The sequence below is a fragment of the Ruminococcus sp. 1001713B170207_170306_F1 genome (genome assembly GCF_015668065.1).
GTDB lineage: Bacteria > Bacillota > Clostridia > Lachnospirales > Lachnospiraceae > Blautia_A > Blautia_A faecis.
Map to the genome: position 1 here is coordinate 25,690 of NZ_JADPEX010000002.1, position 20,812 is coordinate 46,501.

The 20,812-nt window shown below is 39.9% G+C and carries 21 protein-coding genes and 2 pseudogenes; 4 read left to right on the plus strand and 19 right to left on the minus strand.

Annotation, left to right across the window (positions count from 1 at the left end; all coding sequences use genetic code 11):
- Positions 1-10: 10 nt before the first annotated feature.
- The 6 genes and pseudogenes from I4V84_RS01770 to I4V84_RS20245 all read right to left on the minus strand — a co-directional run.
- Positions 11-1,465 carry an InlB B-repeat-containing protein gene (locus tag I4V84_RS01770; protein WP_207748608.1) on the minus strand — a complete coding sequence of 485 codons (1,455 nt, stop codon included), beginning with the start codon at positions 1,463-1,465 and terminating at the stop codon, positions 11-13.
- A gap of 199 nt (positions 1,466-1,664) precedes the next feature.
- Positions 1,665-3,155 (minus strand): UDP-glucose--hexose-1-phosphate uridylyltransferase, encoded by a 1,491-nt coding sequence (gene galT, locus I4V84_RS01775; protein ID WP_118577991.1) that lies wholly within the window; start codon positions 3,153-3,155, stop codon positions 1,665-1,667.
- A 149-nt stretch (positions 3,156-3,304) separates the two neighbouring features.
- A complete protein-coding gene (locus tag I4V84_RS01780; RefSeq protein WP_118577992.1) occupies positions 3,305-5,755 on the minus strand; it encodes a hypothetical protein in 2,451 nt (816 codons plus the stop codon).
- An 11-nt stretch (positions 5,756-5,766) separates the two neighbouring features.
- Positions 5,767-6,966 (minus strand): methyltransferase, encoded by a 1,200-nt coding sequence (locus I4V84_RS01785; protein WP_195991124.1) that lies wholly within the window; start codon positions 6,964-6,966, stop codon positions 5,767-5,769.
- A gap of 87 nt (positions 6,967-7,053) precedes the next feature.
- On the minus strand, positions 7,054-7,428 hold the full coding sequence (locus I4V84_RS01790; protein WP_118577994.1) for a hypothetical protein: 375 nt from the start codon (positions 7,426-7,428) through the stop codon (positions 7,054-7,056).
- A gap of 36 nt (positions 7,429-7,464) precedes the next feature.
- Positions 7,465-7,611 (minus strand): annotated as a pseudogene (locus tag I4V84_RS20245) (DUF6783 domain-containing protein); the annotation flags it as partial.
- Between I4V84_RS20245 and I4V84_RS20250 the strand changes: the two are divergent.
- Positions 7,549-7,740, plus strand: a pseudogene (locus I4V84_RS20250) (DUF6783 domain-containing protein). The pseudogenes I4V84_RS20245 and I4V84_RS20250 overlap by 63 nt on opposite strands.
- On the opposite strand, the gene I4V84_RS01795 reads toward I4V84_RS20250, so the two are convergent.
- Positions 7,668-8,366: a 5'-methylthioadenosine/adenosylhomocysteine nucleosidase gene (locus tag I4V84_RS01795; RefSeq protein WP_118577995.1), complete on the minus strand. Its 699-nt coding sequence runs from the start codon at positions 8,364-8,366 to the stop codon at positions 7,668-7,670. The pseudogene I4V84_RS20250 and the gene I4V84_RS01795 sit on opposite strands and share 73 nt — an antisense overlap.
- A 204-nt stretch (positions 8,367-8,570) precedes the next feature.
- On the opposite strand from I4V84_RS01795, the gene I4V84_RS01800 reads away from it, so the two are divergent.
- Complete coding sequence (locus I4V84_RS01800; RefSeq protein ID WP_118577996.1) at positions 8,571-8,813, plus strand: TIGR03905 family TSCPD domain-containing protein; 243 nt, start codon at positions 8,571-8,573, stop codon at positions 8,811-8,813.
- A gap of 50 nt (positions 8,814-8,863) precedes the next feature.
- Here I4V84_RS01800 and I4V84_RS01805 read toward each other — a convergent pair whose 3' ends face one another.
- Complete coding sequence (locus I4V84_RS01805) at positions 8,864-10,480, minus strand: MBL fold metallo-hydrolase (protein ID WP_118577997.1); 1,617 nt, start codon at positions 10,478-10,480, stop codon at positions 8,864-8,866.
- A 55-nt stretch (positions 10,481-10,535) separates the two neighbouring features.
- Entirely contained in the window at positions 10,536-11,078 is a 543-nt protein-coding gene (locus I4V84_RS01810; protein WP_195991125.1) for a hypothetical protein, read from the minus strand.
- A 120-nt stretch (positions 11,079-11,198) separates the two neighbouring features.
- Between I4V84_RS01810 and I4V84_RS01815 the strand changes: the two genes are divergently transcribed.
- Positions 11,199-12,263, plus strand: a complete 1,065-nt coding sequence (locus I4V84_RS01815; protein ID WP_195991126.1) for an undecaprenyldiphospho-muramoylpentapeptide beta-N-acetylglucosaminyltransferase — start codon at positions 11,199-11,201, stop codon at positions 12,261-12,263.
- Positions 12,264-12,311: 48 nt separating this feature from the next.
- On the opposite strand, the gene I4V84_RS01820 is transcribed toward I4V84_RS01815, so the two are convergent.
- The gene (locus I4V84_RS01820) at positions 12,312-12,839 is read right to left on the minus strand and encodes a sigma-70 family RNA polymerase sigma factor (protein WP_118578000.1); all 528 of its coding nucleotides are present in this window, start codon (positions 12,837-12,839) and stop codon (positions 12,312-12,314) included.
- Between the two features lie 17 nt (positions 12,840-12,856).
- The gene (locus I4V84_RS01825; protein WP_118578001.1) at positions 12,857-13,264 is read right to left on the minus strand and encodes an HIT family protein; all 408 of its coding nucleotides are present in this window, start codon (positions 13,262-13,264) and stop codon (positions 12,857-12,859) included.
- A gap of 191 nt (positions 13,265-13,455) precedes the next feature.
- Here I4V84_RS01825 and I4V84_RS01830 point away from each other — a divergent pair, with 191 nt between their 5' ends.
- Entirely contained in the window at positions 13,456-14,145 is a 690-nt protein-coding gene (locus I4V84_RS01830; RefSeq protein ID WP_195991127.1) for a HAMP domain-containing sensor histidine kinase, read from the plus strand.
- On the opposite strand, the gene I4V84_RS01835 is transcribed toward I4V84_RS01830, so the two are convergent.
- The 8 genes from I4V84_RS01835 to I4V84_RS01870 form a co-directional block, all read right to left on the minus strand.
- Positions 14,076-14,609 carry a rhomboid family intramembrane serine protease gene (locus I4V84_RS01835; RefSeq protein WP_334285983.1) on the minus strand — a complete coding sequence of 178 codons (534 nt, stop codon included), beginning with the start codon at positions 14,607-14,609 and terminating at the stop codon, positions 14,076-14,078. The two genes, I4V84_RS01830 and I4V84_RS01835, sit on opposite strands and share 70 nt — an antisense overlap.
- Positions 14,610-14,843: 234 nt before the next feature.
- Positions 14,844-16,298, minus strand: coding sequence for a DUF6382 domain-containing protein (locus I4V84_RS01840; protein WP_195991128.1), 1,455 nt, complete (start codon positions 16,296-16,298; stop codon positions 14,844-14,846).
- 3 nt (positions 16,299-16,301) lie between these two features.
- Positions 16,302-16,736 (minus strand): TadE/TadG family type IV pilus assembly protein, encoded by a 435-nt coding sequence (locus I4V84_RS01845; RefSeq protein ID WP_195991129.1) that lies wholly within the window; start codon positions 16,734-16,736, stop codon positions 16,302-16,304.
- Complete coding sequence (locus I4V84_RS01850) at positions 16,733-17,143, minus strand: prepilin peptidase (protein WP_195392054.1); 411 nt, start codon at positions 17,141-17,143, stop codon at positions 16,733-16,735. The genes I4V84_RS01845 and I4V84_RS01850 overlap by 4 nt, the downstream gene beginning before the upstream one ends.
- A gap of 28 nt (positions 17,144-17,171) precedes the next feature.
- A complete protein-coding gene (locus I4V84_RS01855) occupies positions 17,172-17,969 on the minus strand; it encodes a hypothetical protein (RefSeq protein WP_195392055.1) in 798 nt (265 codons plus the stop codon).
- 79 nt (positions 17,970-18,048) lie between these two features.
- Positions 18,049-19,548, minus strand: coding sequence for a DUF5702 domain-containing protein (locus I4V84_RS01860; protein ID WP_195991130.1), 1,500 nt, complete (start codon positions 19,546-19,548; stop codon positions 18,049-18,051).
- 44 nt (positions 19,549-19,592) lie between these two features.
- A complete protein-coding gene (locus I4V84_RS01865) occupies positions 19,593-19,772 on the minus strand; it encodes a Flp1 family type IVb pilin (protein ID WP_118578007.1) in 180 nt (59 codons plus the stop codon).
- A gap of 79 nt (positions 19,773-19,851) precedes the next feature.
- Positions 19,852-20,763, minus strand: a complete 912-nt coding sequence (locus I4V84_RS01870; protein WP_243283997.1) for a type II secretion system F family protein — start codon at positions 20,761-20,763, stop codon at positions 19,852-19,854.
- Positions 20,764-20,812: the final 49 nt, after the last annotated feature.

Here is a 20,812-nt window from a genome sequence, read left to right on the forward strand (position 1 = left end):
CTCTGAACGTTTAATGCAATATAAGATAATCCAGACAATACTTAAAAATTCGTTTGTAAGTCTTGGTGGTGTAATGAAGTCCATCATCGTCTGGCAGGTCAACTCCAGTTCCACTAATATTGGTACCATATCCATTCTCCATCAGATAAGAATACGTATCAATATATTCGAAAGTGCTGCCAAGAGCACTACCCACAACAGAATTGAATTTGCGGATTACTTCTTCCTTTCGGATTGCATTCTTACCAAGATACTCGATTGTCTTACTGTTCACCGGATTCACTGACATAAAGAACAGCTTGCAATTTTTTTTCTGTAAGCTCTCAGCAATCTCCTGATAATAAGAAATATAATCATACATATTTCCAGGATCGTTTACTCCCAGATTAAAAATAACCGCAGTTGGTTTCAGAACGGAATAATTCTCTTCTGCAATAGAAAGAATCGTATTCATTCCCTGAGACTTCAGCCATTCAAGACCTTTACCCTCTTCGTATACAAAATCAATATCACGCAGCAGATTCGACTCATAATACCCTGAATTTAATTTTTGCAGCGTTCTCTGCATACGATTAGTTCGGGAGTCTCCTACAAAAATAATGTGATTGTACCCCCGGCTGCTGCCATTTCCAATCTTCCAGCTGCTTGCGGATTGCAGAAGCTCTGAAAGAGTCAGGTCTTCCTCAGCGGAACGGTTAAACACAACTGCATACAGCTTTATGTTGCTGTTTACTGTAATAGTATCACCAGCTTCATAACGCGGTGCTGTGCTTTTTCCTAACTGGATATCCCATCCCATAAAGGTGTATCCGGATGCATTTCTTACAGACGGCAATGTATAAGAACTTCCAGATGCTACATTCTCTGTCTTGTAAACGGTTCCATCATTCTTGCACAAAGCCACTGTAAATGTTGTATCAGACTCGTAAACAGCATATAATTTTATATTTTTTTTGATTCGAATCTTCTGTCCCTCTGTATACGCCGCTTGGGAAGCATTCTTTTTAGTACTCCATCCAACTGCCTTATAGCCGCTTTTTTGTGGAAGCTCTGGCAAGGTAAGATATCCGTTTTTTGTAACAGCTTTGTTTAGTTTCTTAAATACTGTACTGGTGCTTCCGGTATTATCATAGAAATAAACTTTATATATACCAACTTTTTTACGCACCGCGTACAGATTTATATTCTTTTTCAGACGTATTTTTTTCCCCGCGGCATATACCGCTTTGGTATCGTTTTTCTGAGTGGACCAGCCAAGATTTTTGTATCCGGTAATTGCAGGAACTGCCGGAAGCTTAATTTTTTTCCCGGCACTTACCTTTATACGCAGCTTGGAATAAGATGTTTTTCCACTTTGATTCCAGAATCTGACAACTACGTTCTTAGTGGCCGCCTGTACAGACTGAACACCACTAATCCCAATTTTTCCATCATTTCTAAATGAAACTCCGAACAAAATCAACATTGTGGCCAACAGAACCCGGAAAATCCTATTTTTTCTTTTTGTTTTATTTTTCATAGGCACTCCTCTGCTTTTTAATGTCTCTCCTGCTTTCATCATCTGCACAGAAAATAAATAGTTCTTATTTCATCTTCTGTACTGTCTTCAGTATAATCAAACGGACACATTCTTTCAACCCCAAAAGATTGTCTTTATGATTTGGTTACAAATTTTCAATAAAACGCATAAATGCAGCTCTGCCCTCTCCTGTACATTTGTAAACACCAGCATCTTCCAGCACGTGAACAAACACATTTCCAACTTCTTTATGAAGAACCTCTTCAATATTGTCTTTATCAAGATGATCGTACTTCGGAAGGAATTCTTTTACCCACTGCGCATGTTTTTCAATCTTCTCATTAGAAGCAACATCCTTGCCATCCAGAATATATTCTTCCAAAAGCTCCAGTTCTTCTTTTAGTCGCGCAGGGAGAACTGCCAAGCCCATAACCTCGATCAGACCGATATTCTCCTTCTTAATATGATGGTACTGTGCATGCGGATGATATACGCCAAGAGGATTTTCTTCTGTGGTAATATTGTTTCGTAGAGTCAGATCCAACTCATACATATCACCTTTTTTACGTGCGATCGGAGTGATCGTATTATGAGGTTCGCCATCCGTTTCTGCAAAAATGAATGCAGCCTCATCTGTATAGCCTCTCCAAACCTCCAGCACATGAGTTGCCAGATCAATCAGGCGCTTCTCATCTTTATGACGGATACGAAGTACAGACAGCGGCCATTTTACAATACCAGCCTCCACATCCTCATAGCCCGGAATAGTTACATATTTCTCAATTTCAGCCTTTGCCATAGCAAACGTATAATGGCCGCCCTGGAAATGATCGTGACTGAGAATAGAACCTCCCACAATCGGTAAGTCTGCATTTGACCCCAGAAAATAATGTGGAAACAGCTTCACGAAATCAAACAGCTTGATAAATGTGTTTCTCTCGATTTTCATAGGTGTGTGCTGGAAATTAAATACAATACAATGCTCATTATAATAAACATAAGGAGAGTACTGCATTCCCCACGGACTGTCATTGATTGTGATCGGAATGATTCTGTGATTCTCTCTTGCAGGATGATTTGCGCGGCCTGCATATCCCTCATTTTCCGGACAAAGCAGACATTTGGGATAGCTGCTTGATTTTATAAGCTTTGCTGCAGCAATAGCTTTCGGATCTTTCTCTGGCTTAGAAAGGTTGATTGTAATATCAATTGCTCCATAAGGAGAATCCACAGTCCATTTCTGGTCTTTCTTTACACGATAACGACGAATATAATCACTGTCCTGGCTTAATTTATAGAAATAATCTGTTGCTTCTTCCGGAGATTTCTCATATTTTTCCCAGAAAGACTTCTGTACCTGAGCCGGGCGGGGCATAAGACAGTTCATTAATCTTGTATCAAACAGATCTCTGTAAACCACACTGTCCTGAATCAGACCACGTTCTACAGCTTCGTCTAACAGTTCTTTCAGAACTTCTTCCAGATTAATATCAGAATATTCCTCTGCCGGTTCTGTGTATTCATCTTCTTTAAAAACATCAAGAAGAAGATTTGTTGTATAGTTTTTCTCACAGGCAGGAGTCAGCCCTGTCTCAATTCCATACTGTACCAGTTTTTTAATACTTTCGCTTAGCATTTTTCTGTCCTTTCCTGTTGCTTTATTTTTAACAGTCTGTCCTCCACCACAGACAGACTGTTAACCACCACTTTGCTGCATCTTTCACATCCAGCATTTTTTGCATACATGTTCAATATCGGACTGTACCGGCTTTCCCAACAGCCACTTTAAAGCTTCAGTTTCTCAACATAACTTATAAAAATATTGCCGGCCTTTTCAAACAGCTCCGTACTGTCATTCATACCGTAAGGATAAGTTTCCCCTTTCTGCGGATCGTACAGATATGTGTTATATTCATCATATCCAATGATCACAACACTGGTATTATCCCCGGTCTTGGCAATTACCGGACGCTGGGCGCTGACCTCATATAAGACACTGTCTAATGTACAGCCAGACAAATCAATGATAGTACCCTCATCCCCAAGAGCCTCCTGCAGTGCTGTAACATCCAGGGATGCACTCTTCATTGCTTCCGGCACATCCTCCAGATTAAGAGTCAGCTTTGTCTTCTTATTTCCACGCTCCCATACATACTGCTGAGCACGATTCAGCACAACACCAGTCTGATCATCTGCTCTTTGAAGCGCAAGTGCAGGATCTGTGAATGTACTGTCCAATCCTCCTTTTGCATAAACATAGTAAATATCTTCCTCAGGAATCTGCGTATCCAGAATAATACGGTCATCACCTATATTTTTCATTTTTGCATAAACAACTAACGGTTCCTGAATTTCAGGCGTTTCAGTGAGAGCCAGTCGTATCTGAGTTCCGGTTCTGGAATTTGTCACAAGTTCCACGGATACAGTATTGGTCGAGGCTTTGGAATTATTCAGAATATTATCCTTGCTTACTGCTTTGTATCCTTTTTTTGTCTTCTTGGACAACTGAAATTCCATCATAGTGTTTCCCATGGTAATATCAGTTACATACAATCCATCCTGATGATATTCTTTTTTCAAAGTTCCATCAAATCCTTCAATACGGACCGTATGAATCCCCGTAGTCTCATGACCATTATCGTCTGCGATCACATCTCCATCAACTACGATTCCATAAACAAGATCTTCATTCATAAATCCATTCAGCACTAAAGACTGTCCTGAAGATGGTGCAAGACTCCTGGTTTCTAATGTTTCAAAATCTATTTCTTTTATATTTCCGGCGCTTTCACCTTCCTGAATGATCCATGCAGCATGTGCACCTGTATCCGAAACAGCAAAGTCATCTATTTTAATTCCTTCCTCAAGAACCTCACTGGTACCATCTGAAATGTTTATCTTATAAAGCTTATTTGCAAATAAAAGATAAAGAGCATTTTCTGTACTGACATAGGATAATGTTCCAAGATCCTCTTTCAGGAATTCGTAGGATTCTGTAGACGGAATAAATACTTTTTCTTCCACCACATTCTGATCATTGCTGTAATGATATACACAAACACCACAGTATCCTTCCCGAACGCCTCTGTTCATATATCCATAAAGAACAAAGTCCACATCTCCGTTATCTTCCACACGGATGATCTTTATATTATGCTGGTATCTGGAATCCCTGAAATCTCCATCCGTTTCTTTGCGAAAACTGAAAATTCTGGAAAATTTTCCATCATCAGGAGAATAAGACCATAAATCCCCTTCCTGAACGAAAGCAAGAACTCCTGCGTTTTCATTCATCATATATTCCACATTTTTGTCTCTGACTCCAAGTAAAAGCCCCTTGTCGGAAATGCTGATGGAGCTTTCCTCAAATACCTGTGATGCACTTCGTTTAAAATCCAGAAGCATGATTCTGGTTTCAGTATAACGCATCCGGTAAAATTCTGTCACATCATAGATTTCCTGGTTTCCATTTTCATCCAGTGCCGCAATCTGATATTCAACAGAAAGACTGGCTGTGGTTTCATTAATATCCTTCACTACAGGAATTCCCTTTCTGTAAATCTGAGGGTTCAGATTGCCCCAGCTGATCTGGGCAAATGTAGAATTGATATTAATGTCTGTATAGTTGGTAGACGTACTGGATGTGTCTGATTCCAGGTAAGCAGTCAGATCCTCGGCGGACGCTTTATCCAGACATTTTTCATAAAAGCTCGCAACAAACTTCACGTACTGAGCAGCATTCACATTGGATCTGGAAACTACTCTTGTATAGTAATAAGCTGTTCCCTTATTTGTCTCAAGAGATAATTGCAAAGAATACTCCTGATTCATCAAAAGATCACTGCTCAGCTTAATTGTTGTTGTCAGATAGCTGTCCTGTTTATCCAGACTTTTAATCTTACGGTTTTCCAGTACCTTACTGCCATCTGAAGTACGTATCTCATAGGAAAGGCTTTTCACCTTTGTATCATAGGCATTTATGACAAAGGACAGTTCCTTGGATGTATCAATAGGCGTCACACTGTCCCTGGTAAAATCAGACTGCATAGGCTGTGCATAACCATACATCCTGTTTGCATAATTTCCATCAAAATCAACCATTACCTCCGGAAAAACCGGATCATTCATATCAGAGCGGTCATCCGTAGTCTCACTATTCAGCAGGAACGAACTTCCTGCCACGCCGAGAACAAAAACAAACAGGAGAATCACTGCTCTGCGTAAAAATTTAATCATTCTTTCTCCTCTTAACTCTCTGATTGTACCTCCCCTTCACGGTACAGAAGTCTTTCCAGTGTAGGATTTATATGCAGTTCCTTCATAAGCTGCACTGTACTCTTCATATCTTTTGGTTTGCCTGTCTTTACAGCACGGATCAGCAAATTCTTGGGTGTATGCTCCATATCAATAAATTCCAGAATCTGAGTTTCGTATCCCATACTTTCCAGCAGATTGGCTCGAATTCCATCTGTCATCAAAGCAGCCATTCTCTCCTTAAGAATGCCATATTTCAGTACAGGCTCCAACACTTCATTTTTTATCTGTCTATTTACCTCATGCTGACAGCAGGGTACAGACAAAATAACTTTCGCTCCCCATTCCACAGCCTTCGCAAGAGCATAATCTGTAGCTGTGTCACAGGCTTGCAAGGTTACTACCATATCAACAGAAGAAACACCTTCATAATCAGCAATATCTCCCTGATAAAAATGCAGTTTTTCATATCCATACTTTACTGCAAGATGATTACATTTTTCTATTACATCTGTTTTCAGATCCAGACCAATAATATTTACATCATAACCTTTCAGTTCTCTCAGATAGTAATACATGGCAAATGTAAGATAGGACTTTCCGCATCCAAAATCAAGAATGGTCACTTCCCGCTGTTGATCCAGTCTTGGAAGAATGTCCTGAATAAATTCCAGAAATCGATTGATCTGTCGGAACTTATCGTATTTTTGGGTAATAATCCTGCCTTCCTTATTCATAACACCAAGATCAACAAGAAAGGGGACTGGAATATTTTCCTTAAGTATGTACTGCTTTACACGATTGTGGGCCAATATCTGCGTGCCCTTGCTGAAAGTCTTGTCCTTTCCGAAAGCCAGACCTTTTCCATTTTCGGGATGACGTCTGGTCTTTATGGTCATCTTTCCTTTTTTGCTTACCAGAATAGTTCCATCCAGCGCCATCCCACTTGCCTGAAGCTGAGAAAAATCATGCTGCAGCCCCGCTTTTAAATATGAGATCAGTTCCTCTCTGGAATAATTTTTATGGAGCACCTTCGTCCCTACAGTTTCAGAAGCCTGATAAACCACCTTCCCCCGGATTTCTACCGGGCGTATTTTTACTTTGGATGGTCCGTCCCCTCTGCTGCCGCTTAGGATAGCTTGACACAGCTGTTCATTTATCTGTTCCTCTAAATATTCATCTATTGTTTTCATTTTTATTATAATTATTTTCTTTTATATTCTGTAATCGTTACTGTTCACTCCGCTCACAGCAACCTCCAATTGTCATTTTGATGCGTCTTATCTGTAAAAATCTCCCCTGCATCTTCTTCGTCGGCATCTTCTTCGTGATATTTCATGAAAAAGAAGCACTTCTACCAGATCACCAAGAAGTCCATCAGACATTGCTTCCATATCAGCCTCTGATCTTACTTCATCCACGATCTTCCTTCCAAGGTGATACAACATAAACCTGTCAGGATATTCATCGTAAAGCCGGCTGCCTTCATAATCCTGAAGATCACATTCTTCTTCCACTTTTTCCTGTATCTTTCTGGCAGTGTCCGGATAGTAGGATTTCATCAGAAAAAATTCCTCTTCTTGTTCCTTTTCTCCCCGGTAGAGCAAGGGATTTGCATAGCTTGTGTAAAATGGATAAAAATCTTTATATATCATATCAGCAATTTCGATTCCTTTTCCATTTCACTCTCATTATATGCAAGCTTCCGTTTTTCGGTCAATTGCACCATTTTTCAAATACGCGCCAAAGCGTGTTTGAAAAAGGCTTTCTGCAAGATGTACGTCACAATTTGTGGAAGATTTTGCCCGGATGATGGCGCCGCAGCGGGCTACGGCAACTGAATTCGGGAAAAATATACCGCAAAGTGGGGCGTGCAGATTGCGGGAATGATTTTTCAAATACGCGCCAGCATATTTAAAGTAAGCCTCACACTATGGTCAACAGCTGCTTTCTCAAATTCGCTGTAATCCATCTGCGCACTTCCATCAGCCTTATCAGAAATAGCACGGACAACCAGAAACGGAATTTCATTTAAGTATGCTGCCTGTCCAATGGCTGCACCTTCCATTTCAGTCGCATATGCTGAAAACTCTGATACAATTCGATTCTTAACATCCTGATCGCAGACAAACTGGTCTCCAGAAGCAATTCTTCCTTCAAATACCTGAATATCCGGATTTACTTCCTTACATACTTCTGCAGCAAGTCTGCGGAGATTATCATCTGCATTAAAGAAAAATACAGGCATTTGCGGAATCTGTCCCTTGCGGTATCCAAATCCGGTAGCATCCATATCATGCTGTACAACATCTGTGGAAAGAACAATATCACCAATATTAATATTTTTATTTAAGCTTCCTGCAATTCCTGTATTAATGATCGCATCTACTGAAAATACATCTGCCAGAATCTGAGCACAGATACCAGCATTTACCTTGCCAATTCCGGAACGCACTACAACAACCTTTTTTCCAGCAAGTATTCCCTCATAAAAATCCATGGAAGCTTTTTTTATAATTCGTACATCTTCCATTTTTTCTTTTAAAATCGCAACTTCAACTTCCATTGCGCCAATAATACCAATTGTTTTCATTTAGCATTCTCCTCTGTTTTTGAAAGTTAACTGCTTCTTCATCTGACATTATACCAAAACTTCTTGCTATATCCAACTTAAATTTGGCATGGAAACTTATAATATCTTCTGCTATAATGAGAGAAGGTGCAAAGCTATTGCTGTTCATAACCTGACCAGCGTTCCTAAGCTCCTGATTTTACATAACGATTGGAGGAAAAAACAATGGAATATAAAACAAAAGGTGTTTGTTCTATGGCAATTCAATATGATATTGATGATGAACAGAAAGTTCACAATGTGAAATTTATTGGTGGATGTTCTGGAAATACACAGGGAGTTGCCAAACTTGTAGAAGGTATGCCGGCGAAAGAAGTAATTGCACGCCTGGAGGGAATCCAGTGTGGACGCAGACCTACTTCATGCCCTGACCAGCTTGCCACTGCTTTAAAAGAAGCGATTTCATAATTACTTCCCCGGGATTTTTGTCCCGGGGATTTCTTTTCAGACTGTAACACTTACCCATCAGTTCTGTCCCATTTATCACATAAAGATTGGACATCCCTTGAAAACTTCTCCAGATCTTTGTTTGCACAGCCCTCGTTTTTGCGTATGACGGAAAGCAGTCTGTATCCAAGCGCAAGCAGCTTTTCGTATACCTTTGCAGCCTTAGATGCTTTTTGTAACGCAGCAGGCTTCTGTATCTTAACGCCCTCTGCCTCGTACAGAAATTCGCCTTCAGCCAGATCAAATTCTGTTCCACTGAATGGCGCATATGCATCATAGTTCATCTCATCACGCAGTCTTGCAGCAAACAGTTCTGTCACAGTATCCTCGCCATGAGTAACAAACACTTTCTGAGGCTTTACTTCAAATGCTTTTATCCAGTCAACCAGACCATTTACATCTGCATGGCCACTGATTCCCGGCATACGGCAGATTTTTGCTGCAACGTGCACCGGTTCACCAAAGAGTTTTATTTCCTGAGTTCCTTCCAAAAGGGCGCGTCCCGGAGTTCCAACAGCCTGATAGCCCACAAAAAGAATGGTGCTGTCCTCCCGCCACAGATTATGTTTCAGGTGATGTTTAATTCTTCCTGCATCACACATTCCACTGGCAGAAATAATCACCTTACAGTCATCATCGAAATTGATTGCTTTTGAGTCTTCACTTGTTACGGATATCTTCAAACCAGGAAAGCTAAGAGGATTGATTCCTTTTCGAATAAGTTCCAGAGCCTCGTCATCAAAACAATCATATTTATGAATACCGAAAATATTTGTTGCTTCATTTGCAAGAGGGCTATCTACAAACACTTTAAAATTATCATGCCCGTGAATAAGGCCTTCTGCTTTTATCTGTCTGATAAAATACAGCATCTCCTGCGTTCTTCCCACTGCAAAAGAGGGAATTACCACATTACCGCCCCGGTCAAAGGTCTCCTGAATGACATCTGCCAGAAGGCGCACATAATCTGGTCTCTCTCCGTGGCTCCGGTCTCCGTATGTAGATTCCATTACCACGTAGTCTGCTTTTCTAAAATAGGCAGGGTCTTTTATAAGCGGCTGATTTTTGTTTCCTATATCTCCCGAAAATACAATTGTTTTTTCAACTCCAGCTTCACAGATATTCACCTCAATACTGCTTGATCCAAGAAGGTGACCTGCATCAATAAACTTTACTCTCAGCCCCTCGCCAAGAATTATTCCAGTCTCATATGGACAGCCTACAAAATTACGAATAACCCCTAATGCATCCTCCATGGTATAAGCTGGAACAAATTCAGGCTTCCCCTGACGTTTTGCCTTGCGGTTACGCCATTCTGCCTCAAACATCTGGATATGGGCACTGTCACGGAGCATAATATCGCAAAGATTACAGGTTGCCTCTGTGGCATATACAGGTCCTTTAAAGCCTTTTGCGTAAATAGCAGGAAGATTTCCGGAATGGTCCATGTGTGCATGTGTTAAAAGCACAAAATCTAATTCTCCCGGAGGCACAGGAATATCTTTATTTTCATAATAATCAGGTCCCTGTTCCATTCCACAGTCTACAAGAAACTTTTTTCCTGCTGCTTCCAGGTAATAGCAGCTCCCGGTAACTTCATGTGTTGCTCCAATAAAAGTGATCTTCATACAGATTCCCCCTTTTACCCGAACTCTTACTTATATTACATATATTTTTCTGTTTTTATGGCATAACATCTTCACTATTTATAATATGCTGAACAGAGCTGACAAATTTCGCTGAATCAGCCTGGCTTGCCATACTTCCGGCAAGAATACCGATTGCAGCAAGAACTGCAATCCCTACTGCCTTTCCATATTTGTACCAGGGTTTATTTTCTTCTTTTTCAAACTGACGTAGCTTATCAGAAAATCCTGCAATAAAATCAATTTCCTCAGCTGAACTTTCTGTTGATTGAGCATCTTTTAAATTTTCCTCTTTGGACGCCTCGTTCCGGAATCCTGGAAACTTCACTATTTCAGCAGTCTTTGTATCATTATTCATAGCTTTTGCAGAATTGGCCTCATTTATTTTATCTTCATCCAGTTTGCCTTCTGCTTTCATTTTCTTTAAAAACTGCTGATACGCCTCATCCAGTTCCTCATCCGAAATCTCAAAATCATTTGCAGCATTTCCTAGAAGACTTTCTTCTATCATTTTTGCTTCTTTGATCATTTCAGTTTCTAACAGACTGTCGGTTTTCTCTCCTATCTTTTTTTTGTTCATTTTTTTCTCCCAGATTTTTTTCTTTTCTTGACAATTCCCTTTTAGGGGTTCATATTTATTAAATAGGTCGCTATTCACAAAGTGAACTGTAACTATTAAACACTTATTCAGGAGGATCCTATGAAGCATATTATCCTTACCGGCGGTGGTACTGCCGGACATGTTACCCCGAATATTGCTCTGATTCCCGCTTTACAGGAAAAAGGTTATAAAATTTCTTACATCGGCTCCTACAATGGTATTGAAAAACAGCTTATTGAGGAGCTTGGTATTCCTTACTATGGAATTGCTTCCGGTAAATTAAGACGATATTTTGATTTGAAAAACTTTTCAGATCCATTTCGCGTTATAAAAGGCTATTTTCAGGCTAAAAGTCTTATGAAAAAATTAAAGCCTGATGTAGTATTTTCCAAAGGCGGCTTCGTGACAGTACCAGTGGTAATTGCCGCAGGCAAACGCCACATTCCGGCAATCATTCATGAATCTGATATGACTCCGGGACTTGCTAATAAGCTTTGCCTTTCTTCCGCCACAAAAGTCTGCTGTAACTTTCCAGAAACTGTAAATAATCTTCCAAAAGATAAGGCAGTTCTTACAGGTACTCCTATTCGTCAAGAGCTTCTCCATGGTAATAAAGAACACGCTCGCGCATATTGTGGTTTTACTTCAGATAAACCAGTTCTTTTGGTAATTGGCGGCAGTCTGGGTGCTGCTTCTGTAAACGAAAATGTACGAAAAATTCTTCCTGAACTGCTGAAAGAATTCCAGGTTATTCATATTTGCGGCAAGGGAAAAACGGATGAAAGTATCCAGCTGACAGGTTATGTCCAATATGAATATGTTCAGGAACAGCTTCCTGACATGTTTGCATTGGCAGATGTAGTAATCTCCCGTGCAGGAGCTAATGCTATCTGTGAACTTGCCGCACTTTCAAAGCCAAATCTCTTAATTCCATTGTCCGCAAAGGCAAGCCGCGGTGATCAGATTCTCAATGCCCGCTCCTTCGAGCGCCAGGGTTACAGTATGGTACTGGAGGAGGAAGAGATTACAGAAGCGTCTCTCTTAGAGGCAATCCGCAAACTCTATCAGGAACGTGATAAATATATTGCGGCTATGTCTGCAGGCAAAAACTTAAATTCTATTCAGCATATTGTGAATCTCATTGAAGAATGTATTCATTCCTGATTTTACACTGCATACCTCTGTTATTTAACAGAGGTATGCTTTTTAATTTTACTCTTTTTCCAGTCTTAAAATTTCTGCTAAAAGCCATTTTCTGGCTCTAAGTACTCTGTTATTTACATTATTTCTTGTATAGCCAAATTCGCGCGCTACTTCTTCAGTAGATACACCTTCCATTACAACTCGCATAAAAATCATATAGTTAATTAAATTTTTCCGTCGCAGGCCTTCAAATGCCATTGATAAATATTTCTGTTTTTCCAGCCCCAGTAATGCCGCTTCTGCGCTTTCTGTAGTACGATACTGCAATTCAGCCACATCATTGTCAAACATTACTTCCCGCTTTACATATGATTTTCTCAGGTAGTCCCTTCCTTTATTGGTTGTTTTCCATACCACCAATGCGTGAAGCTTTTCTTCGCTGGAAGCATCCAGTCTCTCTTTTATTTCGTAAAAGTATGAAAATACCTCCTGTGTAACATCCTCGGCTGTAAAACGGCTTTGTACAATTCCATTTGCGATTTTAACAGAGACTTTATAATACCGTCTGTAAAATGTGTTAAATTCTTCGCTATTCATCTTGTGTACCCCGTTTTCTAGCAGCTTTTCAATTTCTCCAGGATTTCATTTTTCACCTCATCCGTTAAAGTTCCAGGTTTCCAGGTAATTCCCACCTGATCTCCTTCATATCTCGGAATCAGATGCATATGAAAATGAAAAACAGTCTGTCCTGCCGGTTCGCCATTATTTTGTACAATGTTAAAACCATCGCACTTTAACGCCTCGGTCATTTTTGTGGCCATTTTCTTTGCCAGAATCATTGCTTTCGCAGCCATATCATCTGATATCTCATAGATATTAGCCGCATGCGCTTTCGGCAAGATCAAGGCATGTCCTTTACTTGCAGGACCCAGATCCAGAATTACTCTGAAGTCTTCATCTTCATACAATGTTGCTGATGGAATCTCTCCGTTTGCAATTTTGCAAAAAATACAATCACTCATAGTCTTATCCTCCCAAATAGAATATATAAATTATACGTCTGATAATAGCGAAAATCACATTTTTTTCCAAAATTTTTTAAAAAATTTTTGGAACAGTATTTTTTATTTCTGTCGAATAATCTCGATTTTTTAAGTACGATTTTATTTGTCATTTGTCCACTTCAATGATACACTTCACTTGAGGTGAGCTTATGAAAAATAATTTAATCTTAAACAAAAAACAGGATGAATTTCATCTGATACTATCACGATTTTCCCATGAGATACGCAATCCCATAGCACTTATTAACAGCGAGATTCAGATGATTGAAGACACACATCCTGAAGTTGTCTCATTTGATTACTGGAATGATATTACAGCTAATCTGGAGTATACCAAAGAATTGTTAAATAATCTTTCGGATTACAATAATGCCCATAAACTTGAACGGAAAAGAACTGCTTTTACTGCCTATCTTAAGGAAATTATTTCCAGTATCCAGCCCACTTACCAGTACCTGGGCATTACCTTAAAAACTGATATTTCGCCCTCACTGCCTGCCCTCTTTATTGATCCCGTTAAATTAAAGCAGGCTTTACTGAATCTGCTCAGAAATGCAGCAGAAGCAATTTCCAGTGCTGATGGAAAAGTAAAATTATGTGCTTTTTCCAGTGACCAAAGGGTACATATTGTCATAACTGACAATGGATGCGGCATATCGGAATCACAGCTGAATGAAATTTTCACTCCATTTGTAACATTCAAAAAGGGTGGAACCGGACTGGGGCTGGCAATCACCAGAGAGATCATCCAGGCTCACAGCGGAAACATTTATGCAGAAATTGAATCCGATGGGGAAACATCCTTCCACATTGTTCTGCCAGAAAAATTTCCCGGATGATAAAGAACTGCCGCCAGGATAAATCCACAAACCATGCCGCCAACATGGGCTGCATTATCTACACCAGTACTTGTAAAACCGAAATACAATGAGAATCCGGCCATGATCATCATCTGTCGTACGGAAATATCCTGAATTCTTCCATGATTTCGAATAACTACATAGAGCATTGCTCCCATTACTGCAAAAACGGCACCAGAGGCACCAGCTGACACTGCATAATCCGCTGATTTCATTTCCGTAATAAAAGAAAAAATATTTCCACCAAGACCGCCAAGAAGGTAAATTAAAATAAATTTAATCTTCCCTACAACCGGTTCCAGGCGCTGTCCCAGTACAAAAAGGACAAGCATATTATTGGCAATATGATAAATTCCAAAATGCAGAAACATACAGGTAAATAACCTGTATATCTCTCCATTTTCAAGAATCAGCGGTGGATAGGCGGCTCCACATTCAATCATGTGAGCAGTATTTTCTGATCCGCCGGTAAAATCAACAATAAGAAATATCAGTATATTCAGAAGTATAAAAAGAACCGTTATTGGTTCTTTTTTTATTTCTTCCACGCCATCACCTCGATATTTTCAGTCTACTTTCGAGACTGTTTTTGTTACTTTCTGATAATAGAATAAGTATAGCACAATTTCTCTGATACCTCAACAGATCAGACCCGGTAAATTTATAAATCTGTTATTTTATTTCAGAAACACATACCTGGCCTGCGCAAAGTCTATCTGATCCTGATCCTGAAGGCAATATTCCTCATCCCCTTTTAAAATTTTACCATTTACAGATGTTCCATTGCGTGAATTCAAATCCGTAAGATAATATTCTCCCTCCCGTTTCCGTATCTTCGCATGTATCCGGCTTACTGTAGGAAGATCGATCACCGCATCCGCTGCATTCTCCATTTTCCCAATTACCGTAAGTTCATTCTGAAGATAGATCGTAGCAAGTTCACCAGGTTCACGGCTTACAAGAGTTGCCGGTCCAGTAACAATATTTGCAGATAACACCACTGTTTCGCCGCAATTTTTTTGTGATATTGATATTTTTTCTTTTTGGTGCAATACTTCTGCTGTATTTTGCATTGAAGTCGTATTTCTTTCAATGCTATCTTTAAAGTTCACCTTATCTTTTCCTGAGTCTTCACTCACTTTTTTATTTTCTCTTTTATTCTGTATTTCCAGATGTCCCTTTTTCTCATGTCTGATGCAATTCTTATTCTTTATAACGGACACACCCCAGGTACACAACATTCCAATTACCATAATCCCAGCTGCCACTCCCAGAATAACCTGCATAGATACCCTCGGCAGATACCCCAGTGTTTCTGCGGCCACAACCACCAGTGCAAAAAATCCAGCTGCTACACACCAAATCAAAAATCCTTTAGACGTACCCCCAACATCTTTTTTCTTTTTTTCAGATAATTCTTCCTCCCAAAGCAACTCTTCCAGATGTTCTTCCTGAGGCTTTTCCTCTTTTGACTCCCCATAATTTTCAAACAGATCAATTTTCTCACTGCCATCTGAATTACACCTTTTCTCTGTCATAGTGCCTGATTCCTGCAAAATTGAGGAACCAACTGTTTTTTCTATTTCCTCTCTATCCTGATAAAGTTCCTTTTTTATATATTCCAAATGAAAACTGTCTTCCAAAGCTCTTCTGTATATTCCATACCCAAGCATTACAGCCTTTGAGTCTTCATGATCCAGAATCGGAAGAATATACTCTGTCAGTTCCTGAAATTTCTGTCTCACATCTTCATCATATCCAGGAAGATAACAAAAATAGATCTGTCTCTTTTCCACATCTACATACATATACTCTGGCTTCAATACTAACCTGCATGGATTCAGCAAATATTCTGACATATCTTCCATCACCTGCACAAATCCCCCCAGGATCATCTGAAGATCTTCGTAACCCATTTTCTTTTCTTCATAAAGAGAAAGCAAAGACTGTTTGGAGGTAATGTCATAACACACCATAAACTGTCCATCAACTCCCTGCACTCTGCATTTTAGAATAGATGGAATCGAATTGCCAACCAGCATTCTCATCTGATAAGAAGAAGTATCTGGTTCTTCATTTTCATACAGCACAAGATAATTTCCATTTATATCTCTTTTATATTCTGATTTCATTTTTTACCCCTTCAGCTTATTTGACACTTCAGAAAGTCCCTTTACTTTTCGGATCCAGGTTACCGGTTTTATTACTTTTACACTTCCCTTTACCTGCAAATGACTGTTAAATCCTCCATATACGGAAAACATATCAAGATCATACGTTACCTGCACTTTTTTTCCTTCGCTGACCTGAAGTTTCAGGTTTTTGCTTTCATAAAATCCGGTGTTCCCAAGTTCTTTTCCTTTTTTTAATGCTTTATCACGACTTTTCCCTTCTGGCCGTGCCGTTTCCAGACTGCCGTCAAGAGCTGCTTCGTAAGCCGCGGCTGTGAGCCAGACCTTATTATGTACGTAAAAAAACAAATACAAAGTTATCGTCACAACCAACAAAAGCAGCGGCATTAAAAGTGCTGCTTCTATTGTCATGCTTCCCCTTTTCATTCTCTTTTTCAATAAATCAAACCTCCAATGTATCCCAACATAAGAAATGGAACGAAAGGCATCTCAGTCTTTTTCCCTTTTCCTGACAGAAATAACACCACAATCCCCCAAAAACAGCAGCAAAAAAGTCCCAATAAAAATGCTGACAAAAGTTCCTCAAAAGACAGTACTGTTCCAAGCGACAGAAATAAAAGACCATCTCCCATCCCAACAGCGCCTTTCGAGATAATACTGAGCATGATCACAGCGGCCCCCATACAGACATTCCATACCAAATCCACACTCACAGTTCCAAGAAAGCAGGCTCTTATCATTCCCATAATTCCAAATACAACAATTGACAAAAGTGAAACTTCTCTTGTACGTATATCTTTCCAACTGTTAATTCCAAGAAATGCAAGAATGCAAATTCGTTCCATTATTTTATTCCCCTTCCATTTCTTCTTATTAACCACATCGTTTACATGCATGCAGATTACCAGCTTCCGACTCTTTTACCAGACGTACGGACCTTTTCAAGCCGCTGCAATTTTTGTCATTATGATAACGGTTTCCAGATTTTGTAATATAAACTGTACTTCCTGGAGCTTGCCCTCTACTGCAGCTTTCACATGCATGATATTTCTCTCCATTTTCATTTCGTCTGGAAGAAACACTTCCACCCGACACTTTAGTAACCGACAGATTGAGGTGACTGCAAGTCAGCTTTTTGTGATACACCGAACCTGAAACCGTTACATACACCATATTTTCCGGTTTTTCATTCTCTTCACTATTCCCATTTCCTCTGTCCACGCCAGTCCAGGCATGAACCCTCACCTTGTTATACTGCCATTTAGCCGGAAGCGGTATCAATCCGCCAATTGGCTTGTATTTGTAAACATCAGGAAGCGTAATTTCTTCTACTCCGTCGCCTCCCACCACATACGCATACATTCCGGCTTCCTTTGCACTCTGACACAGTTTGCTCAAGTGTTCCGTCTGAATTCTGTATACATCCATAAAATGTATCATTGTCACCATTCCAAAGAAAAAGAGTGGAAGGGCAAAGGCCGCTTCTATCGTAAGACTGGCTTTTTTTACCTGCTCTTTTATTTCTTTTCCAAAGGCGCACAAAGACACTTTTCCGAAAAGATTTCTGACAGAAAACGGGGACTTTCTGACAGACCGGATTCCCAGAGAACTCTTCCTTCTTGTTCTGCTCCTAAGAGCCTGTATATCTTTTCTCTTTTTTCTTTTAATCATTTTCCATCTCCTTTCCGGGAAAGCATCCTTCTGCGCCTTTCTTATATAGTAATATGGCAAGAGACGATCTATTTTCCAGCTAAATATAGTGATATTCCCGCGTTACGGTGAACACTTTTCTTTTATTTGCCTTTACATCCACAGAAGCCTCCAGTGCAGTAATGCAATGATCCAGACAAAATTCATTCCAGTCTTCCATCTCCCGAAACGAACTTTCAATCATATCCATACCCCCTTTAACTTTTTGTGTCTTTAAAGTTGTCAATAAAAATATCTGCAAATAATCCTCATAGGACAACCCGTTTACATCGTTTTGCCGGTCCGTATCCAGCTTATCTACCAATGCCGGCAGCCCCTGCAACGACAGTTGCCAATTAGAGGCATTCTTAGTTAAAGGTACTTTTCCGCCGGCAAATAGCTCTCTTACATCCAGAATGCTTTCAGCAAAAGCCCAGCATAGGATCAGCGCACCTTCAATCACCACAACTGCCGGTGGAATAAGAAATGCGGCTGCAATTGCCGCTGCCATGGCATGAATCTGTCCCATCATAAGCGCATCTGAAACCAGATATGCAACATTAAGTCCTTCCCGAACCATCAAAAGTTTTTTCGCTACATCTTTCAAATTTGCCTCATCACTGTTTTTCTTTCCAATAATGTACTCAATCTGATAGCGCAAGCCGCTCTTTCCTGGTTCTATATAGTTTCCCAGTTTTTCCATGAGATATTGCTGATACAAAACCTGGGAGAGCATACTTCCATCTGCTTTTACGGAATCCTCCATTGCCAATCCTGTTTCAAGTTTTCTTCCTGAAACCAATTCTTTAGTTTTTACCTTTTTGTCAGAAACTTCTTTTCCAAAAGGGAGAACCAGATCCAGAAGTCCCATTTTTCGTACTTTTCGAATTACTGGAATAGGATTTTCAACTTTTGCAGGAGGATTCTTTTCTGTCACAGACGGAAGCATTTTCCCATCTGTAAACCCATCCTGCCCATTCTGCTGTTCCTGTTTCTTTTTTTCTTCCAGCAAAGCCTGACTTTTTTGTTGTGCAGTATCCATTTCACTTTCATAATTTTCAATGGTTCCTTTACTTTCTATCTCATTGCCTTGTCGCTCCGCTTCAATTGTCTTTTTCTGCATATCTTGAATTTTGTTTAAAAGGAGCTTTGCCCCATGGCTTCCAAGAGTTTCTTTCATGTATTGGACTGCCTGCTGATAAAAGACTTCACCTTCTGAATCTGTCATCAGAAGATAACCGGAAATGCCACCCTGCTGTACTGACAATTTCTGACTATTTTGCTTTATCACAGGCTTCATATAAGATTCCAGATTATCATATATAGAGGCCAGATTCATTTCCTTTCCCCCACAGGCTCCGTCAACAGCGAACAAGTCAAAATCCTTTAAAAGGGACTTGTCATATTGTCCAAATAAAGAATACAGTCCAATATCCATCCCATTCAAAATCTGAGTTCTGGCCGCAGCCATTCTTGCTGACTCGAGTCCTGAGCTCAGCAGGGACAGAATAAGTCCAAGGGTTAAGGCCAGAAAAACAGTAATACTTCCTCTTTTTACCATGGCGCACCTCTCCTTTTCAAATCATTTTGTTAGTTGGAAATCATTTAAATAGAATTACTTTGCTTTGTGATCTTTGACAGAATATTCTTCACAAGACTGGTCAACTGGTCTTTAAAAATCATGACCAGTGCAATAAGAACTACAAGGATCAGAATAATTTCCACAACGCCTACAGCATCTTCTTCCCACAAAAATTCTCTCATCAGTCTGCGCAGTTCGCTCATATTTCTCACCTCCCTCAGCCTGAAAAATTTCCTTTGGCACTTTTCTTTTTAAATATGAAAATCGGCCTCCGGATTGGATTTATCCATAAAAGGACAGACAGGCCGGCAGCATAACAATAGCCATTACAACGCCCAGCATCAGTATCATTGGAAATAACAATTTGGTAGTTGCCGTTTCTCCTTGAACTTTTGCTTTTCTTTTCCTGTCATCCCAGGCTTCCACAGATTCTTTTTCCAGCATTTCTCCCATATGACGGCTGCCCTTCTGAAGATTCTGGATCAATAATGTTGCAAATGTTTTATACTTTACATGTCCGCACCTTTCACCAAAGCGGCGATAGGCTTCCATTTCTGAAATTCCACTCTCCATTTCATGGCAGGCAGTAACAAGCTCTTCATATGCAATACGTTTTTCATTTTTGTTTTTATAATCCGAAGCCATCTTCCTAAACGTATTTCGAACAGTCATTCCAGCCTGCACCAACAAGGTAAACTTCATAATCAGTCCCGGATAGTCCATCATCAGTTCTTCATATCTTTTCGTTCTGGCTTTCTGCTCTTCTCGCGCAATTATAACAATCATGACAAATGCTGCTGCAAGGAAAATTGCTGCCAACATGTTTCCGGTAGTATCATAAGGTATTTTCCACTCCAGTTTTCTTCCTTCCCAGTCAGATGGAAGATAATAATACTCAGAGTCTTCCAGTTCGCTGTTATAATTTGCTACAAATTCCAAAAGCTTCTGTTCTTCGTCTTCCTCTTTCGTCAACACTTCCGGCTGCCCGGTATCTTCCTTTTCCAGTTCTTTTTCCGGGATCTGTACATAGACACTGCCTGTTTCTTCTCCTTCCACGGATACCATAAATTTTTCTTCATAAGCGTTTTCCTCCTTTTTCAACTCATAACCATCTTCAAATACCTGTCCGCCACCTTTTGTCCAAGTCAGCAGTCCTCCTGTTATATTTCCTGCCAGAGCAACCACAAGAAACATTTTTCTGCCTTTTGCCGTACCAATGTTTTCTACATGGATCCAGCCTAAA

Bases quoted from the DNA above. Each gene is read 5' to 3' on its own strand.
- I4V84_RS01850 (WP_195392054.1), bottom strand. From the start codon at position 17,143: ATGGAACGAATTTGCATTCTTGCATTTCTTGGAATTAACAGTTGGAAA.
- I4V84_RS01870 (WP_243283997.1), bottom strand. From the start codon at position 20,763: ATGTTTCTTGTGGTTGCTCTGGCAGGAAATATAACAGGAGGACTGCTG.
- I4V84_RS01865 (WP_118578007.1), bottom strand. From the start codon at position 19,772: ATGAGCGAACTGCGCAGACTGATGAGAGAATTTTTGTGGGAAGAAGAT.
- I4V84_RS01770 (WP_207748608.1), bottom strand. From the start codon at position 1,465: ATGTTGATTTTGTTCGGAGTTTCATTTAGAAATGATGGAAAAATTGGG.
- I4V84_RS01780 (WP_118577992.1), bottom strand. From the start codon at position 5,755: ATGATTAAATTTTTACGCAGAGCAGTGATTCTCCTGTTTGTTTTTGTT.
- I4V84_RS01800 (WP_118577996.1), top strand. From the start codon at position 8,571: ATGGAATATAAAACAAAAGGTGTTTGTTCTATGGCAATTCAATATGAT.
- galT (WP_118577991.1), bottom strand. From the start codon at position 3,155: ATGCTAAGCGAAAGTATTAAAAAACTGGTACAGTATGGAATTGAGACA.
- I4V84_RS01835 (WP_334285983.1), bottom strand. From the start codon at position 14,609: ATGATTGAATGTGGAGCCGCCTATCCACCGCTGATTCTTGAAAATGGA.
- I4V84_RS01860 (WP_195991130.1), bottom strand. From the start codon at position 19,548: ATGGTAAAAAGAGGAAGTATTACTGTTTTTCTGGCCTTAACCCTTGGA.
- I4V84_RS01830 (WP_195991127.1), top strand. From the start codon at position 13,456: ATGAAAAATAATTTAATCTTAAACAAAAAACAGGATGAATTTCATCTG.
- I4V84_RS01805 (WP_118577997.1), bottom strand. From the start codon at position 10,480: ATGAAGATCACTTTTATTGGAGCAACACATGAAGTTACCGGGAGCTGC.
- I4V84_RS01795 (WP_118577995.1), bottom strand. From the start codon at position 8,366: ATGAAAACAATTGGTATTATTGGCGCAATGGAAGTTGAAGTTGCGATT.
- I4V84_RS01810 (WP_195991125.1), bottom strand. From the start codon at position 11,078: ATGAACAAAAAAAAGATAGGAGAGAAAACCGACAGTCTGTTAGAAACT.
- I4V84_RS01855 (WP_195392055.1), bottom strand. From the start codon at position 17,969: ATGATTAAAAGAAAAAAGAGAAAAGATATACAGGCTCTTAGGAGCAGA.
- I4V84_RS01790 (WP_118577994.1), bottom strand. From the start codon at position 7,428: ATGATATATAAAGATTTTTATCCATTTTACACAAGCTATGCAAATCCC.
- I4V84_RS01840 (WP_195991128.1), bottom strand. From the start codon at position 16,298: ATGAAATCAGAATATAAAAGAGATATAAATGGAAATTATCTTGTGCTG.
- I4V84_RS01825 (WP_118578001.1), bottom strand. From the start codon at position 13,264: ATGAGTGATTGTATTTTTTGCAAAATTGCAAACGGAGAGATTCCATCA.
- I4V84_RS01785 (WP_195991124.1), bottom strand. From the start codon at position 6,966: ATGAAAACAATAGATGAATATTTAGAGGAACAGATAAATGAACAGCTG.
- I4V84_RS01820 (WP_118578000.1), bottom strand. From the start codon at position 12,839: ATGAATAGCGAAGAATTTAACACATTTTACAGACGGTATTATAAAGTC.
- I4V84_RS01815 (WP_195991126.1), top strand. From the start codon at position 11,199: ATGAAGCATATTATCCTTACCGGCGGTGGTACTGCCGGACATGTTACC.